Annotated in this window: 13 protein-coding genes; 12 read left to right on the top strand and 1 reads right to left on the bottom strand. The window is 72.5% G+C overall.

Features of this window, described 5'->3' with window-relative positions:
* Nucleotides 1-88: 88 nt before the first annotated feature.
* The 3 genes from IE95_RS0105510 to IE95_RS0105500 all read left to right on the top strand — a co-directional run bounded on the left by IE95_RS0105510 (nucleotide 89) and on the right by IE95_RS0105500 (nucleotide 3,173).
* A complete protein-coding gene (locus tag IE95_RS0105510) occupies nucleotides 89-1,753 on the top strand; it encodes a molybdopterin-dependent oxidoreductase (RefSeq protein ID WP_084689852.1) in 1,665 nt (554 codons plus the stop codon).
* A 73-nt stretch (nucleotides 1,754-1,826) separates the two neighbouring features.
* Nucleotides 1,827-2,645, top strand: a complete 819-nt coding sequence (locus IE95_RS0105505; protein ID WP_240666226.1) for an SDR family oxidoreductase — start codon at nucleotides 1,827-1,829, stop codon at nucleotides 2,643-2,645.
* 291 nt (nucleotides 2,646-2,936) lie between these two features.
* Nucleotides 2,937-3,173 carry a hypothetical protein gene (locus IE95_RS0105500; protein WP_030150633.1) on the top strand — a complete coding sequence of 79 codons (237 nt, stop codon included), beginning with the start codon at nucleotides 2,937-2,939 and terminating at the stop codon, nucleotides 3,171-3,173.
* A gap of 5 nt (nucleotides 3,174-3,178) precedes the next feature.
* Here IE95_RS0105500 and IE95_RS0105495 read toward each other — a convergent pair whose 3' ends face one another.
* Nucleotides 3,179-4,003 (bottom strand): DUF2306 domain-containing protein, encoded by an 825-nt coding sequence (locus tag IE95_RS0105495; RefSeq protein ID WP_084689850.1) that lies wholly within the window; start codon nucleotides 4,001-4,003, stop codon nucleotides 3,179-3,181.
* A gap of 525 nt (nucleotides 4,004-4,528) precedes the next feature.
* Here IE95_RS0105495 and ileS point away from each other — a divergent pair.
* The 9 genes from ileS to ndk all read left to right on the top strand — a co-directional run bounded on the left by ileS (nucleotide 4,529) and on the right by ndk (nucleotide 15,590).
* Nucleotides 4,529-7,912 (top strand): isoleucine--tRNA ligase, encoded by a 3,384-nt coding sequence (gene ileS, locus IE95_RS0105490; protein WP_030150631.1) that lies wholly within the window; start codon nucleotides 4,529-4,531, stop codon nucleotides 7,910-7,912.
* Entirely contained in the window at nucleotides 7,909-9,357 is a 1,449-nt protein-coding gene (locus IE95_RS0105485) for a bifunctional folylpolyglutamate synthase/dihydrofolate synthase (protein WP_420819367.1), read from the top strand. Before ileS ends, IE95_RS0105485 begins: the two co-directional genes overlap by 4 nt.
* Before the next feature lie 237 nt (nucleotides 9,358-9,594).
* The gene (gene dhaK, locus IE95_RS0105480) at nucleotides 9,595-10,590 is read left to right on the top strand and encodes a dihydroxyacetone kinase subunit DhaK (RefSeq protein WP_030150629.1); all 996 of its coding nucleotides are present in this window, start codon (nucleotides 9,595-9,597) and stop codon (nucleotides 10,588-10,590) included.
* Nucleotides 10,591-10,675: 85 nt separating this feature from the next.
* Nucleotides 10,676-11,320, top strand: a complete 645-nt coding sequence (gene dhaL / locus IE95_RS0105475; RefSeq protein ID WP_030150628.1) for a dihydroxyacetone kinase subunit DhaL — start codon at nucleotides 10,676-10,678, stop codon at nucleotides 11,318-11,320.
* A 7-nt stretch (nucleotides 11,321-11,327) separates the two neighbouring features.
* Nucleotides 11,328-12,095 (top strand): dihydroxyacetone kinase phosphoryl donor subunit DhaM, encoded by a 768-nt coding sequence (gene dhaM / locus IE95_RS0105470; RefSeq protein ID WP_030150627.1) that lies wholly within the window; start codon nucleotides 11,328-11,330, stop codon nucleotides 12,093-12,095.
* A gap of 73 nt (nucleotides 12,096-12,168) precedes the next feature.
* Nucleotides 12,169-12,801, top strand: a complete 633-nt coding sequence (locus tag IE95_RS0105465; RefSeq protein WP_240666227.1) for a TetR/AcrR family transcriptional regulator — start codon at nucleotides 12,169-12,171, stop codon at nucleotides 12,799-12,801.
* A 95-nt stretch (nucleotides 12,802-12,896) separates the two neighbouring features.
* Entirely contained in the window at nucleotides 12,897-14,636 is a 1,740-nt protein-coding gene (locus tag IE95_RS0105460) for an MDR family MFS transporter (protein WP_084689849.1), read from the top strand.
* 58 nt (nucleotides 14,637-14,694) lie between these two features.
* Nucleotides 14,695-15,102, top strand: coding sequence for a DUF4233 domain-containing protein (locus IE95_RS0105455; protein ID WP_030150624.1), 408 nt, complete (start codon nucleotides 14,695-14,697; stop codon nucleotides 15,100-15,102).
* A gap of 23 nt (nucleotides 15,103-15,125) precedes the next feature.
* On the top strand, nucleotides 15,126-15,590 hold the full coding sequence (gene ndk, locus IE95_RS0105450; RefSeq protein WP_051702785.1) for a nucleoside-diphosphate kinase: 465 nt from the start codon (nucleotides 15,126-15,128) through the stop codon (nucleotides 15,588-15,590).
* The last annotated feature ends 62 nt before the right edge of the window (nucleotides 15,591-15,652 follow it).

The following is a 15,652-nucleotide window of genomic DNA, read 5'->3' as shown; positions in this document are numbered from 1 at the left end:
GCGAGCCAAGCGCGGCTCGCGATCCGTGTCCCAGCCTAGTAGGTCGAGCCGCCCACCCGCTTTCTCCGGGCGGTCCTACAGTGTTCACATGAGCCCGACGGCGGAGCCCGCCTCTCCCGGCACGTCCGGTCGCGCGTCCCGGGGGCGGGGCGGGCGTACCGACCCGACGCGCCTGTGGGCGCCGCTGCTGGGGATCGCCTCGGCGCTCGGGGCGTTCGCCGTGGCCGAGGTCGTCGCGCTCGTCGTGGGGTCAGGGTCGAGCCCCGTGCTCGTCGTGGGCGCCGGGGTCGTCGACCGGGTCCCGCCGTGGCTCAAGGACTTCGCGGTCGAGACGTTCGGGACCGCGGACAAGACCGTGCTCCTCCTCGGGATCGTCGTCGTGCTGGCGGTCGCGGCCGTCGCGGCGGGGATCCTCGAGACGCGGCGACCGCCGTGGGGGACCGTCCTGCTCGTCGTGGTCGGTGCCGTGGGGGTCCTGGCGGCCGTCACCCGACCCGACGCGACGCCCCTGTGGGCCCTGCCGACCGTCGTCGGGGTCGGCGTCGGGATCATGCTCCTGCGGACGGGAGCGGCGCGCCTGCGAGCGTGGCGAGGCTCGGCGCTCGCGGTCTCGAGCGCACCCGGCGGCGAGCCCGAGACCCCGCTCACCGCGGCGCATCGGCGCGCGGCGCTCGACCGCCGGTCCTTCCTGGTCTTCGCGGGCCTGACCGCGGCGACCGCGCTCGTGGTCGGCGGCGTCTCGCGCGTGCTGTCGGCGGGGTCGCGGGCACTGACCGCGGTGCGGGACGCGATCCGCCTCCCGGCGCCGGTCGGCCCGGCCGTCGTCGTGCCTGCGGGTGCGAGCCTCGACGTGCCCGGCCTCACGCCGTACGTGACGCCCAACGACGAGTTCTACCGCATCGACACGGCCCTGCGCGTGCCCGAGGTGAACCCCGACGACTGGCGGCTGCGCGTCGTCGGGCTCGTCGAGGAGGAGGTCGAGATCTCGTACGACGAGCTGCTCGCGCTGCCCCTCGTCGAGCACGCGACGACCCTGACGTGCGTGTCCAACCAGGTAGGTGGGGACCTCGTCGGCAACGCGGTGTGGCTCGGGTACCCGCTGCGCGACCTGCTCGCGAGGGCCAGGCCGCACGCCGACGCCGACATGGTCCTCTCGCGCAGCGCCGACGGCTGGACTGCGAGCACGCCGCTCGACGTGCTGACGGACCCCGGCCGGGAGTCGCTGCTCGCGGTCGGCATGAACGGCGAGCCGCTGCCGCTCGCGCACGGCTTCCCCGTGCGCATGGTCGTGCCGGGGCTGTACGGGTACGTGTCGGCGACCAAGTGGGTCGTCGAGCTCAAGGTCACGCGCTTCGCCGACGACGTCGCGTACTGGTCGACGCGCGGCTGGTCGCAGCGCGGGCCGATCAAGATGTCCTCGCGCATCGACGTGCCGGGCTCCGGTGCCTCGGTCACCCCGGGGGCCGACGGGGACGTGGTGGTCGCGGGCGTTGCCTGGTCGCAGCACACGGGGATCGCGGGCGTCGAGGTGCGGGTCGACGAGGGGGAGTGGGAGCAGGCGGAGCTCGCGGAGACGGTCTCGGCCGACACCTGGCGGCAGTGGTCCTGGAGATGGTCCTCGCCCGAGAAGGGTAGCCACGACCTCGCGGTGCGAGCGACCGCCGCGGACGGGACCGTCCAGACGTCCGTCAAGGCGCCGCCCGCGCCGGACGGGTCGAGCGGCATCTACTCGATCGGCGTGACCGTGACCTGAGCGGAGCCGACCAGGAGGCGAGCGACCACCGGGGCGGGGTCGGATGCAACGCGAGGCGTGGCAAGGTAGTCACGTGACGACCTCGCAGACCACGCCCTTGTCCACCTCGTCGGCCACCGGGACCGAACGGTTGCGCGCGGTCGTGACCGGCGCCTCGTCGGGCATCGGTGCGGCGACGGTGCGCCACCTGCGTGCCGCAGGGTGGGACGTCGTCGCGTTCGCGCGCCGCGCGGCCCTGCTCGACGCTCTCGCTGTCGAGACGGGCGCCCACCCCGTGGTCGGGGACGTCACGAGCGACGACGACGTCGCACACCTCGTGCGCGAGGCCGAGGCCCGCGGCCCGGTCCACGCGGTGCTCAACATCGCGGGCTTCGCGAGCGGCACGGACCCGATCGACGCGAGCGACCTGGACCGTTGGCGCGCGATGTTCGAGACGAACGTGCTGGGCACCGTACGCGTGACCAAGGCGTTCCTGCCCGCGATCCGTCGCGCGGGCTTCGGGACGGTCCTCGTGCTGACGTCGACCGCGGGGCACGACGCGTACGCCGGCGGGTCCGGCTACGTCGCGACCAAGCACGCCCAGGCCGCGGTCGCCGAGACCCTGCGGCTCGAGCTCAACGGTGAACCGATCCGGGTCCTGGAGATCGCGCCGGGCATGGTGCGCACCGAGGGGTTCTCCCTGACCCGGTTCGACGGCGACCAGGCCCGGGCCGACGCGGTCTACGACGGCGTCGAGGCGCCGCTGACCGCCGACGACGTGGCCGACGTCGTGACGTTCGCCGTGACACGGCCCCAGCACGTCGCGATCGACACGCTCGTGCTGCGTCCCGTCGCGCAGTCGTCGACGACGCTGCTGGCGCGCGGTCCGCTCGTGACGCGCACGGACAGGTGATCTCGCCCGGGCCGAGACCCGCTTGTCGGGCCGCAGCCCGGCTGGCATGATGACGCCCGTGATCCCCGCCGCGCACCCCCTGAGCACCCGAGTGCTCCTGGTGCGCCCGTGGGCGGTCCGCGCGTCGAGCTGTTGTTGAGGGCTCGCTGACGCTCCAGCAGCGCGCGACCTGGTGTCAGCGAGCAGTGCCACGCCCCTCCCTCTGAAGAGAGGGCGTGATGGTCACCGATCAGTTCTCCGGGACTGGTCGGTCTGCCCTCGTGAGCACCCGCCTCGACTCCAGGACCTCCCATGAACCTCGCTCTGATCGCCCACCCGTTCGCCGTGACCGGGGACGTCGACCCCCTCGGCCGCCTCGTCGCCCAGGACCCGTGGTTCGCCGCGGCCTCGCGCGTCGTCGCGCCGTCGGCGTCCCCCGGCCCGACGGCGCAGCCCGGCCCGGGCAGCCCGCTCACCATCGAGTGGCTCGTCGCGCGCGACATCGACACCTACCGGGCACGGCGCCGGGACTCCTCGCGGAGCAGGTAGGCGCCTCAGGCCGCGGCGCGTGCACCGACCGTACCTGCGCTCATGCGCAGCCCGGGCAGGTTCCGCCGCGCGATCAGCCACTCGGCGAGCACGATGTTCGGCAGCCAGCACAGGAACGCGACGGGCGCGTACGCGGTCTCGAACAGCACTCCCGGGTCGGCGTCGGGGCCCGCGAACGGCACCTGGACGACCATGAGGACCCCGATCCACAGGCGCAGCGTCACGGCGGCGTAGGTGAGGGCGAAGCAGCGGATCATCCACGCCTGGTGCTCGGCGACGCGCCCCGCACGGATCGCGCGGTAGGCCTTCCAGCCCGTCCACGCCCACAGCGCCGCGAGCGTCCCGAACCCGAAGAAGCCGAGGAAGGCCACCGAGCTCGCGGTCGAGATGACGAGGCCGGTGAGCGCACCCACGCCGACCCCGACCAGGTAGACCCTGCCCAGCACGCGGTGCAGGCGCGGGGCGCGGCGGCGCCAGCGGGAGACGAACTGCAGCGGGCCCACCAGGAGCGCGATCCCGGCGAACGCGATGTGCAGGTAGAACGCGAGCTGGATCGCGGGCGGGCGGTTCGCGAACGTCGACGCGAGGCCCTTGTCGTCCTGTGCGAGCTCGTCGAGCGTCGCGCCCGTGTAGGAGGTGAGCAGGACCGCGGCCATCGCGATCGAGCTGAGCGCGACCCAGACGAGGCCCGGCCGGAAGCGACGGGTGCGTCCGGCTGGTCGCTCGGGATCGGCCGGGTGCGGGGGACGGTCGGGACGGGGGGTGCTCGGGCGGCCCGTCGCTGTGGTGGTGGCGGTGGTGGAGGACGTCGCCTCGGAGGGAGTGGGCATCGTCGCCTCGTTCTCGGGTCGGGGTGGGGCAGGAGGACGGGCGAGCGTGCCGTCGCCCTTCGCCTCCAGCGTCCCGTCCCGCGCGACCCCGGCGACAGGGGGAAGTCCCCCGAAAGCTCGGCGGCCCGCCCCCGCCCCGCGTACGACCGGTCCGGTGCCGAAGACGCGCCTGGCACCTGGGGTGTCGGACCACGCGCGTTGCCCGGGAGCCCCTTCGCGGGCCGACCGGCCTCGGCGCGCTCGTCGGGCGGCGCGTTATCATGGGGCCACAGGCATCGACCCGGCCATCACCGGTGAGCCTCCGGAAGAACAGGTCCCGCCGCGCGGGACCCCAGTAGAACCGGACGGGTAGGCCCGTCACAGCCGTGTCGAGCGGTCGCCGCTCGGGTGCTCACGGTGCCCGACGACGGCAAGCGGGGTGGTACCGCGGCTCGCCTTCTCCCTCGGGAACCAGGGAAGGGTGGTCGTCCTCGCACGAGCACGTCCCGGACCACCGCCTGCCACTCACGATGGAGCCACTGAGCCATGGCCTACCCTCTGCACCGCACCGACGACACCGCCCCTGACGGTCAGGGCCACCAGATCCCCGCCAGCCCGAACCTGCCCGCGCTCGAGCGTGGCGTGCTGTCGTACTGGTCCCAGGACGACACGTTCCGTGCGTCGATCGAGCACCGCGAGGCGGGCCAGGACGGCGACAACGAGTTCGTCTTCTACGACGGCCCTCCGTTCGCGAACGGCCTGCCGCACTACGGCCACCTCCTGACGGGCTACGCCAAGGACGTCGTGCCGCGCTACATGACCATGCGGGGCAAGCGCGTCGAGCGCCGCTTCGGCTGGGACACGCACGGCCTTCCGGCCGAGCTCGAGGCCGAGCGCGTGCTGGGCATCACCGACAAGTCCCAGATCGAGGCCATGGGCATCGCCGCGTTCAACGAGGCCTGCCGGGAGTCCGTGCTCAAGTACACGGACGAGTGGAAGGAGTACGTGACGCGCCAGGCGCGCTGGGTCGACTTCGCGAACGACTACAAGACGCTCGACATCACCTTCATGGAGTCGGTCATCTGGGCGTTCAAGCGCCTGTACGACAAGGGGCTCGCGTACGAGGGCTACCGCGTGCTGCCGTACTGCTGGCGTGACGAGACGCCGCTGTCGAACCACGAGCTGCGCATGGACGACGACGTGTACCAGTCGCGCCAGGACCCGGCGCTCACGGTCGGGTTCCGGCTCTCCGCCGACGTCACGGACGGCGTCGCCGCAGCCGCAGCCGGTGCCCTCGTCCTCGTGTGGACCACGACCCCCTGGACGCTGCCCTCGAACCTGGCGGTCGCCGTCGGGCCGGACGTGGACTACGTCGTGGTGCGCGCCGGTGCCGACTCGGCCGTGGCGGGCGACACGGTCGTGCTCGCGGCCGCCCGGCTGGGCGCCTACGTCAAGGAGCTCGGCGAGGACGCGGAGGTCCTGGCGACGGTCAAGGGCGCCGACCTCGCGGGCCTGCGCTACACCCCGGCCTTCGACTACTTCACGGACCGCTCGGCGGCGGGCTGGCCCAACGCCCACCAGGTGCTCGTGGCCGACTTCGTGACGACCGAGGACGGCACGGGCATCGTCCACCTGGCCCCCGCCTTCGGCGAGGACGACATGGCCGTGTGCGACGCCGCGGGGATCGTGCCCGTCGTGCCCGTCGACGCCCGGGGGCGATTCACCAACGCGGTCCCCGACTACGCGGGCGAGCAGGTCTTCGACGCCAACCCCAAGGTCATCAAGGACCTCAAGGAGGGCACCGGCCCGCTCGCACGCGTCGAGGCCGCCTCGCGCGCCGTCGTGCTGCGCCACGAGACCTACCAGCACTCCTACCCGCACTGCTGGCGCTGCCGGAACCCCCTGATCTACAAGGCGGTCTCGAGCTGGTTCGTGCGCGTGACCGAGTTCCGCGACCGCATGGTCGAGCTCAACCAGGACATCACCTGGACGCCCGAGCACATCCGCGACGGCCAGTTCGGCAAGTGGCTCGCGGGCGCGCGCGACTGGTCGATCTCGCGCAACCGCTACTGGGGAACGCCCATCCCCGTGTGGGTCTCGGACGACGCGAACCACCCGCGCATCGACGTCTACGGCTCGATCGCCGAGCTCGAGGCGGACTTCGGCGTGCCCGTCACGGACCTGCACCGCCCCTTCATCGACGACCTGACGCGCCCCAACCCGGACGACCCGACCGGGAAGTCCGTCATGCGCCGCATCCCCGACGTCCTGGACGTGTGGTTCGACTCGGGCTCCATGCCGTTCGCGCAGGTGCACTACCCGTTCGAGAACGCCGACTGGTTCGAGCACCACTACCCGGGCGACTTCATCGTCGAGTACATCGGCCAGACCCGCGGCTGGTTCTACACGCTGCACGTCCTGGCCACGGCCCTGTTCGACCGCCCGGCGTTCCGCTCGGCCGTCTCGCACGGGATCGTGCTCGGCTCCGACGGCCGCAAGATGAGCAAGTCGCTGCGCAACTACCCGGACGTCTCCGAGGTCCTGGACCGCGACGGCTCCGACGCGATGCGATGGTTCCTCATGAGCTCGCCCATCCTGCGCGGCGGGAACCTCATCGTCACCGAGGAGGGCATCCGCGACTCGGTGCGCCAGGTGCTGCTGCCGCTGTGGAGCACGTACTACTTCTTCACGCTCTACTCGAACAACGCCGCCGACGGCGCGGGGTACACCGCGCAGCGCGTCGCCCCCGAGCGCGTCGCGGACCTCCCGGCCCTCGACCGCTACCTGCTGGCCCGCACGCACGACCTGGTCGAGACCGTGACGACCCAGCTCGACACGTACGACATCGCGGGGGCGTGCGAGGCGGTCCGCGAGCACCTCGACGTGCTGACCAACTGGTACGTCCGCACGCAGCGCGACCGCTTCTGGGACGAGGACGCGGACGCGTTCGACACGCTGTGGACGGCTCTCGAGGTCCTCACGCGCGTCATGGCGCCGCTCGCCCCTCTGCTCGCGGAGGAGGTCTGGCGTGGGCTCACGGGCGGGCGCAGCGTGCACCTGACGGACTGGCCGAGCGTGGCGGCGCAGGGGCCCGCCGAGACCTCCGCCGACTCGCTCGCGGGCGTCCTGGTCGCCGACGACGCGCTCGTCTCCTCGATGGACCTCGTCCGGTCGGTGGCCTCCCTCTCGCTCGGTCTGCGCAAGGCGCACTCGCTGCGCGTGCGCCAGCCCCTGAGCACGCTGACGGTCGTGACCGAGGACCCGGCCGCGCTCGCGCCCTACGCCGACCTGCTGGCCCGTGAGCTCAACGTCAAGTCCGTGCGCTTCCTCGACCTCGAGTCCGGTGCGGCCGACGAGTTCGGCGTCTCGCAGAAGCTCACGGTCAACGCGCGGGCCGCCGGTCCGCGCCTGGGCCGCGGCGTCCAGGCGGTCATCAAGGCCGCCAAGGCGGGTGCGTGGCGCGTGGGCGACGACGGGTTCGTCGTCGTCGAGACGCCCGACGGCGAGGTCCCCCTCCTCGGGTCGGAGTACGAGCTGACGACCGTGGTGCTCGCCGAGCAGGGCCACGACGAGGTCGACCCGTCGGCGCCGTCGATCGCCGCGGCCGTGCTGCCCACGGGTGGGTTCGTGGTCCTCGACCTCGAGCTGAACGACGCGCTGCTGGCCGAGGGGTACGCGCGCGACATCGTGCGCGAGGTCCAGGACGCCCGCAAGGCCGCCGGTCTCGACGTCTCCGACCGGATCGACCTGTCGCTCTCCGTGCCCGGCCCCTGGCAGGGCGCGGTCGAGGACCACCGCGAGCTCATCGCGGGCGAGACCCTCGCCATGAGCGTCACGATCGACCTGTCGCCGACCGACGAGCGCCAGGTCCTCGTGACCAAGGCAGCCTCCGACGCCGCGGTGTCCGGGACGACGGAGGTGCAGGCGTGAGCGGCATCCGCCTGGGTCGGGGCGCCGGCGAGCGTCCTGGCGACAAGGACGCGCGGCGGCCCGGCGGCGCCGCGCACCAGCGCACGGCCGAGGAGACCGCAGCGCTCGAGGACCTGGCCACGGTGTACGCGCACATCATGGACCGGGCCCCCGAGCACGACATCGACCCGACGCTCGACCGCGTGCAGCGGGTCCTCGAGCTCCTGGGCGACCCCCAGAAGGCGTACCGGAGCATCCACATCACGGGGACCAACGGGAAGACGTCGACCTCGCGCATGGTCGAGCGGCTCGTGCGCGAGCACGGCCTGCGCACCGGACGCTTCACGAGCCCGCACCTGACGTCGGTCACCGAGCGCATCGCGATCGACGGCGAGCCCCTGACCCCGGCGCGCTTCGTCGAGACCTGGGAGGACGTCGCGCCGTACGTCGGCGTCGTCGACCGTGAGTCGCAGGAGGCAGGCGGCCCGCGGCTGAGCTTCTTCGAGGTGCTCACGGTCATGGCCTTCGCCGCGTTCGCCGACGCCCCCGTGGACGTCGCGATCGTCGAGGTCGGCATGGGCGGGCGCTGGGACTCGACCAACGTCGTGGACGGTGACGTCGCGATCGTGACGCCCATCTCGATCGACCACACGCGCTGGCTCGGCCACACGATCGAGGAGATCGCGACCGAGAAGGCCGGGATCGTCAAGGACGGCGCGGTCGTCGTGCTCGCCGAGCAGAGCGACGTGGCCGAGGCCATCGTGATCGAGGCGGCCGCCGCCAAGGACGCCCGCGTGCTGCGCGAGGGCCAGGACATCGCGGTCGCGGGACGCACGCCCGCGGTCGGGGGACAGGTCGTCGACCTGCGCACCCCGGCAGGCCTGTACACGCAGATCTTCCTGCCCGTGATCGGCGAGCACCAGGCGCACAACGCCCTGCTCGCCCTCTCGGCGACCGAGGCGCTGCTCTCGGGCGGTCGCGCGCTCGACGGCGGGGTCGTCGAGGCCGCGTTCGGCGACGTGTCCTCGCCCGGTCGTCTCGAGGTCCTGCGGTCGAGCCCGACCGTGATCGTCGACGCAGCCCACAACCCCGCGGGCGCCGAGGCGCTCGTCGCGGCGCTCGACGAGGCGTTCGAGTTCGAGCGCCTCATCGGGGTCGTCGCGATCATGGGCGACAAGGACTCCGAGCAGATCCTCTCGGTGCTCGAGCCCGTGCTCGCCGAGATCGTCGTGACGCGCAACTCGGCCGAACGCTCGGCCGACCCCACGGATCTCGCGGAGATCGCGATCGACGTGTTCGGGGAGGACCGGGTCCACTCCGCCGAGCGGCTCGACGAGGCGCTCGCGATCGCGGTCGACCTGGCCGAGCGTGACGACTCGGTCGGCGTCGGCGTCGGGACCGGCGTCCTCGTGACCGGGTCCGTGATCACCGCGGCCGACGTGCGGATCCTGCTCGGCCGCGGCTGACACCTCCCGCACGACCACGACGCAGGGCGCCCTTCGGACGAGGGGCGCCCTGCGTCGTCGGGCGGGCGGCTCTCCCGGCGCCGAGGCCGCCCATCCGGTGACGGTCCGGCTCCCTGCGTGCCGGGTGCCGCGCGGGGGTGTTTGATGGGGGGACGGGCACCGGGGGCACGCGTCACCGGTGCGCGAGCAGTGCACGCGGCCGCCCGGTGCCGCAGCAGTCCGACGAAGGGATGCGCCATGAAGAAGCTGCTCAACGACCCGCAGGACGCGGTGACCGAGTCGCTCGACGGGTTCGAGCTGGCTCACGCCGACCTGGTCGAGGTCCATCGCGCGCCGCTGTACGTCTCGCGCGCGGGCGGTGCGGTGCCGGGAAAGGTCGGGCTCGTCAGCGGGGGCGGCGCAGGGCACGAACCCCTGCATGCCGGCTTCGTGGGGGCCGGGATGCTCGACGCCGCCGTGCCCGGCGCGGTGTTCACCTCGCCCACTCCGGACCAGATCGTGCCCGCGATCCTCGGCGCCGACTCGGGCGCGGGCGTGCTCGCGATCGTCAAGAACTACACGGGCGACGTGCTCAACTTCGAGACCGCGCTCGAGCTCGTCGAGGCGGAGGGCACGCAGGCCGCGAGCATCCTCGTCAACGACGACGTCGCGGTCGAGGACTCGCTCTACACGGCCGGGCGGCGCGGGGTGGCCGGGACCGTCGCGGTCGAGAAGATCGCCGGGGCCGCCGCGGACCGCGGTGACGACCTGGGCAAGGTCACCGAGATCGCCGGCCGGGTCGTCGCCAACGTCCGCTCGATGGGGGTGGCGCTGAGCGCGTGCACCGTGCCGCACGTGGGCAAGCCCAGCTTCGACCTCGGCGACGACGAGATCGAGATCGGCATCGGCATCCACGGCGAGCCGGGTCGTCACCGCATCCCCCTGGCCCCCGCGGACGAGATCACGGGCATGCTCGTCGACGCCGTGGCGGAGGACCTTGGGCTCGAGGACGGCGAGCGAGTGTTGCTGTTCGTTAACGGTATGGGCGGTACGCCCCAGTCCGAGCTCTACGTCGTCTATCGTCAGGCGAGGAGGCTGCTCGAGGCGCGCGGCGTGGCGGTCACCCGCTCGCTCGTGGGCAACTACGTCACCTCGCTGGAGATGCAAGGGGCCTCGGTCACCGTGCTCCGGCTGGACGACGAGCTGACCGCGCTCTGGGACGCGCCCGTGCACACCGCCGCTCTGCGGTGGTGACTCCGGCCGACCCCCGAGAGCCGGGGGACGGCGCAACCGGGGCGGTTCTCGCGAACCGCCCCGACCCGTAGGGAAAGGGCGATTGATGACGCTGGACGTTGCGTGGGCTGTGCGCTGGATGAGGGACACGGCGACGATGATCGTGTCGGCGCGGGACGAGCTCACCGAGCTGGACCGTCAGATCGGTGACGGTGACCACGGCGAGAACCTGAACCGGGGGTTCCAGGCGGTCGTCGCCAAGCTGGACGGGCTGGAGGCCGAGCCCGCTCAGATCGGCGACGTGCTCAAGCTCGTGGCGACCACGCTCATGTCCTCGGTCGGAGGCGCGTCGGGGCCGCTCTACGGCACCGCGTTCCTGCGAGCGGCCAAGGTCACGGGACTGGCGGAGCTCGACTCCTCGGCCGTGGTCGCGCTGCTCGAGGGGGCGCTCGAGGGCATCACCGCGCGCGGCAAGGCCGCGCCGGGGGAGAAGACCATGGTCGACGCCTGGCAGCCCGCGGTCGACGCCGCGGTCGCGGCGGCGGACTCCGGCGCCGACCCCGTGGGTGTCCTCGAGGCGGCGCTCGCCGCGGCCGAGGCCGGCGCGCTCGCGACGGTCCCCCTGCTCGCGACCAAGGGGCGCGCGAGCTACCTGGGCGAACGGAGCATCGGGCACCAGGACCCGGGGGCGACGTCGACCGTCGTGATCCTGCGGGCTGCGGTCGCGGCGGCCACCGCTCCCGGTGAATGATGGCCCGATGACTACCCCACAGGTCGGCGATCGCGCGCGGATCGCCCTGGTGCTCGTGTCCCACTCGGCCCGTCTCGCGCAGGGGGCCGCCGAGCTCGCCGCGCAGATGGCGCCCGGCGTGCTGCTGCTGCCCGCGGGCGGCACGGACGACGGCAGCCTGGGGACGAGCTACGACGTGGTGGCGGCTGCGGTCGACGAAGGCCTCGTGGGGACCGAGGGGGTCGTGGTGCTCGCCGACCTGGGGTCGGCGGTCATGACGATCGAGTCGGTCATCGAGCTCGACGACTCGCTCGAGGGCCGGGTCGTCCTCGCGGACGCCCCGTTCGTCGAGGGGGCCGTCGCGGCGGCCGTCACGGCGCACGGCGGGGGCGCCCTCGCCGAGGTGCTCGCCTCGGCCGAGGCCGCCGGTGGCACGTTCGCGCAGAGCGCGGCCGGAGCCGGAGCCGGGGGAGAGTTCGTCCCCGCCGCCGGGCCGGCCGACCAGCTCGCCGGTGCCGCGGGCATCGAGGACGACTCGCCCGGCGCCCCGCGGGCGGTCACGCTGCGCAACCCTCTCGGCCTGCACGCCCGTCCGGCGGCGATCCTCGCCCGGCTCGTCGCGGGCTACGACGCGAAGGTCACCATCAACGGGGTCAACGCCGCGAGCGTGCTCGAGATGATGAAGCTCGGCGCGACCGGCGGGCGAGAGCTCGTGATCGCGGCCGAGGGGCCGCAGGCGAACGAGGCCCGTGACGCGGCCCTCGCCGCGGTCGAGGGTGGTTTCGGCGAGGTCTGACGCGCTCCCGTGACAGGCGTCACGTGAATACTGCATTGCCTGCAAAGTTGCACGACGCGTAATGTTGCGTGCTGTGCAGAACAACGTCGAGCCCTCCGCAGCCCCCACGGGTCTGCGCGAGCGCAAGAAGCGAGAGCGCCGCGAGGCGCTCATCGACGCCGCACAGACCCTCGTGCTCGAGCGGGGCCTGGACGACGTCACGGTCGAGGACGTCTGCACCTCGATCGGCGTCTCGACACGGACGTTCTTCAACTACTTCGCGTCGAAGGACGACGCGGTGCTCGGGGTCGAGGACTTCTCCCCGTCCCCGGACGCCGTCGCCGTCTTCGTCGGTGGCGGCCCCACGGGGGACCTCCTGGACGACCTCCAGGCGCTCGTCACCGACCTGCTCGCCCACCAGGTGATGTCCCTCGACCGCGTGCACCGGGCGATCGAGCTCGTCGAGCGCGAGCCCCGGCTCCTCGCCCGCCACATGTGGTGGATCGAGAACCTGCGCACAGGGCTCATCGACGTGTTCGACCGCCGTCGCGCCGACCACCCGTTCGTCCCCGAGCCCGAGCTGCTGGCCATGGTCGTGATGAGCCTCCTGCGCACGACGACCCTCGAGTGGGAGCGTCTCGGGCGCACCGGCGAGCCGGTCGACCACCTCGGCTCGGTCGTCGCCCAGCTCCGGGCACTCGTCCGTCCGGGGTCCGCGCCGGACTGACCGCCCCACCTCGCACCACCCCTCTCGCTCCCACCCCTTCGCACCCGCGGCCCGCGTCCGCCGGGTGAGTACTCACCGACCTGAACGGATTCCCCATGCCCACCTCCCGCTCCACGACGTCGGCGCCGCCGGCCGGGGCCGACGCGTCTCCCGCGGAGAGCGGCAAGCCGCTCATCGTGCTGACGCAGCGCACCGTCTGGCTGATCTTCGGCGCGCTCATGGCCTCGATGTTCCTGTCCTCGCTCGACCAGTCGATCGTCGGCACCGCGATGCCGACCATCGTCGGTGAGCTCCACGGGGTCGAGCACCAGGGGTGGGTCATCACGGCCTACATCCTGGCGATCGCGATCGTCATGCCCCTCTACGGCAAGTTCGGCGACCTGTGGGGTCGTCGCTGGCCGTTCCTCGTCGCGATCGGCCTGTTCACCATCGCCTCCGCAGGTGCGGGCTTCGCCCAGACGTTCCCCGAGCTCGTCGCGTGGCGCGCCGTCCAGGGCCTCGGCGGTGGTGGCCTCATGATCCTGTCGCAGGCCATCATCGCGGACATCGTCCCGGCCAAGGACCGCGGCAAGTACATGGGCCCCATGGGCGCACTGTTCGGCATCGCCGCCGTGATCGGCCCGCTGCTCGGCGGCTGGTTCACCGAGGGGCCGGGCTGGCGCTGGGCCTTCTGGATCAACGTGCCGATCGGCATCGCGGCGTTCCTCGTCGCGTGGTTCACGCTCAAGCTCCCGAGCCACCGTTCGGGGCGCAAGATCGACGTCGCGGGCATCTTCTTCCTCGTCGTCGGGACGTCCGGGATCGTCCTGCTCACGAGCTGGGAGTCGTTGACCTCGAGCCGGGGCTACGACTGGTCCGACCCCCAGCTCCTGGGCATGGTCGCCGCGACCCTCGCGTCGATCGCGCTGTTCATCGTGGTCGAGCGGCGTGCGCAGGAGCCCATCCTGCCGCTGCACCTCTTCACGAACCGCACCTTCACCATCGCGACGCTCATCGGTCTCGTGCTCGGCATGGGCATGTTCTCCGCGCTGGCGTTCCTGCCGACGTTCCTGCAGATGTCGACCGGTGCGGGCGTGACCGAGTCCGGCTTCCTCATGCTGCCCATGATGGTCGGTGTCATGCTCACGGCGATCGGGTCCGGGTTCGCGATCACCAAGACGGGCCGTTACAAGATCTACCCCGTCGCGGGCCTCGCGATCACGACCGCGGGTATCGTCTGGCTCACGACGATCACGGGCGACATGTCCATGGTCCTGTTCGGCGCCATGATCTTCGTGATGGGTGCAGGCATGGGGCTCGTCATGCAGACCATCGTGCTGGCCGTCCAGAACTCCGTGGACCCCCACGAGATCGGGACCGCGACGAGCGCGAACAACTTCTTCCGCGAGATCGGTGCGGCGGTGGGCACCGCGCTCTTCAGCACGATCTTCACGACGCGGCTGTCGGCCAACCTCGCCGAGGTCATCCCCGGCGGCGCGGCCACGGGTGGGGGAGAGGCGTCGAGCCTGACCCCCGCCGCGGTCCAGGCCCTCCCGGAGCCCGTCAAGACCGGCGTGATCGACGCCTTCACGGACGCTCTCGCCCCGGCGTTCTGGTACCTCGTGCCGCTCGTCGTCGTCGGCTTCGTGCTCGCGCTGTTCCTCAAGGAGGTCAAGCTCTCGGGCGAGGCCGGCATGGTCGCTCGCGGCGAGGCGATCGCCGACCCGAAGGGTGAGCTCGGCGAGGGCACGCAGGACGCCCCGGTGCGCGACGCCGTCGGGCCGGACGGGGCGAGCGTCCCCGCTGAGGACGGCCCGACGGGCGCCCCCGCCCGGCAGGGCGCGCCGGTAAACTGAGCCGCGTGAGCTCCACCATCGAACCGGCCGACAAGCCGGCAGAGCAGGCCCGGCCCGCATCAAGGCCAAGAAGTCCGCGAAGATCCAGTTCACGTCGACGACGCTGCTGCTCGAGGCCTTCCTCGTCCTGTTCGCGACCCTCGTCGCGTACGGGCTGCGGACCGTGCCCTACGCGTGGCCCGACCGGATGCAGGTGCCCTCGGGCCCCGCGATCTGGATCGTGGGCGGGACGCTCATGGTCGTGCTGATCCTCCTCAGCCGCATGGTCGGCGGGCCCGGCGGGTACGTCGCGGGCTCGGTCGTCCAGCTGCCCGTGATCGCGTGCGGCTTCGCGGTCCCGCTGATGTTCCTGGTCGGAGGCATCTTCGTGGTCCTGTGGTTCGTGTCGCTGCGGCTCGGCGGACGCATCGACCGCGAGCGCGCCGCGTACGACGCCGAGCACCCGGAGACCGCACCGAACATGTGAGCGCGGCCGGTAGGGTCGTGCGCATGACTGATGTTGCAGCCCCCGCAGTGGCCGACGCGCTCTCCGAGACCATCGAGCGCACCCTCGTCCTCGTCAAGCCCGACGGCGTCCGCCGCGGCCTGTCGGGCGAGATCCTCCGCCGCGTCGAGGCCAAGGGGTACACCCTGGCCGCCGTCCAGCTCCTGGACGCCACCCCCGAGCTCCTCGCGGCGCACTACGCCGAGCACGAGGGCAAGCCGTTCTTCGCCCCGCTCGTCGACTTCATGCTCTCGGGCCCGATCCTCGCGGTCGTGGCCGAGGGGCAGGGCGTCATCCCGGGCTTCCGCTCGCTGGCCGGCGCGACCGACCCGACGGCAGCCGCCCCCGGCACCATCCGCGGTGACCTGGGCCGCGACTGGGGCCTGAAGGTCCAGCAGAACCTGGTCCACGGCTCGGACTCCCCGGAGTCCGCGGCCCGCGAGATCGCGCTCTGGTTCCCCGGGCTCTGAGCACCACCCGCACCACCTGCAGGCGCCCCCGTCGACGGACGGGGGCGCCCCCCACCCTCGTC

It is taken from the genome of Oerskovia turbata (genome assembly GCF_000718325.1).
In the GTDB taxonomy this organism is placed as follows: domain Bacteria; phylum Actinomycetota; class Actinomycetes; order Actinomycetales; family Cellulomonadaceae; genus Oerskovia; species Oerskovia turbata.
Note: the sequence above shows the minus strand (reverse complement) of the source record. Positions and strands in the feature narration are given on the sequence as shown.

Bases quoted from the DNA above. Each gene is read 5' to 3' on its own strand.
- IE95_RS0105510 (WP_084689852.1), top strand. From the start codon at position 89: ATGAGCCCGACGGCGGAGCCCGCCTCTCCCGGCACGTCCGGTCGCGCG.
- IE95_RS0105500 (WP_030150633.1), top strand. From the start codon at position 2,937: ATGAACCTCGCTCTGATCGCCCACCCGTTCGCCGTGACCGGGGACGTC.
- IE95_RS0105495 (WP_084689850.1), bottom strand. From the start codon at position 4,003: ATGCCCACTCCCTCCGAGGCGACGTCCTCCACCACCGCCACCACCACA.
- ileS (WP_030150631.1), top strand. From the start codon at position 4,529: ATGGCCTACCCTCTGCACCGCACCGACGACACCGCCCCTGACGGTCAG.
- dhaK (WP_030150629.1), top strand. From the start codon at position 9,595: ATGAAGAAGCTGCTCAACGACCCGCAGGACGCGGTGACCGAGTCGCTC.
- dhaL (WP_030150628.1), top strand. From the start codon at position 10,676: ATGACGCTGGACGTTGCGTGGGCTGTGCGCTGGATGAGGGACACGGCG.
- dhaM (WP_030150627.1), top strand. From the start codon at position 11,328: ATGACTACCCCACAGGTCGGCGATCGCGCGCGGATCGCCCTGGTGCTC.
- IE95_RS0105460 (WP_084689849.1), top strand. From the start codon at position 12,897: ATGCCCACCTCCCGCTCCACGACGTCGGCGCCGCCGGCCGGGGCCGAC.
- ndk (WP_051702785.1), top strand. From the start codon at position 15,126: ATGACTGATGTTGCAGCCCCCGCAGTGGCCGACGCGCTCTCCGAGACC.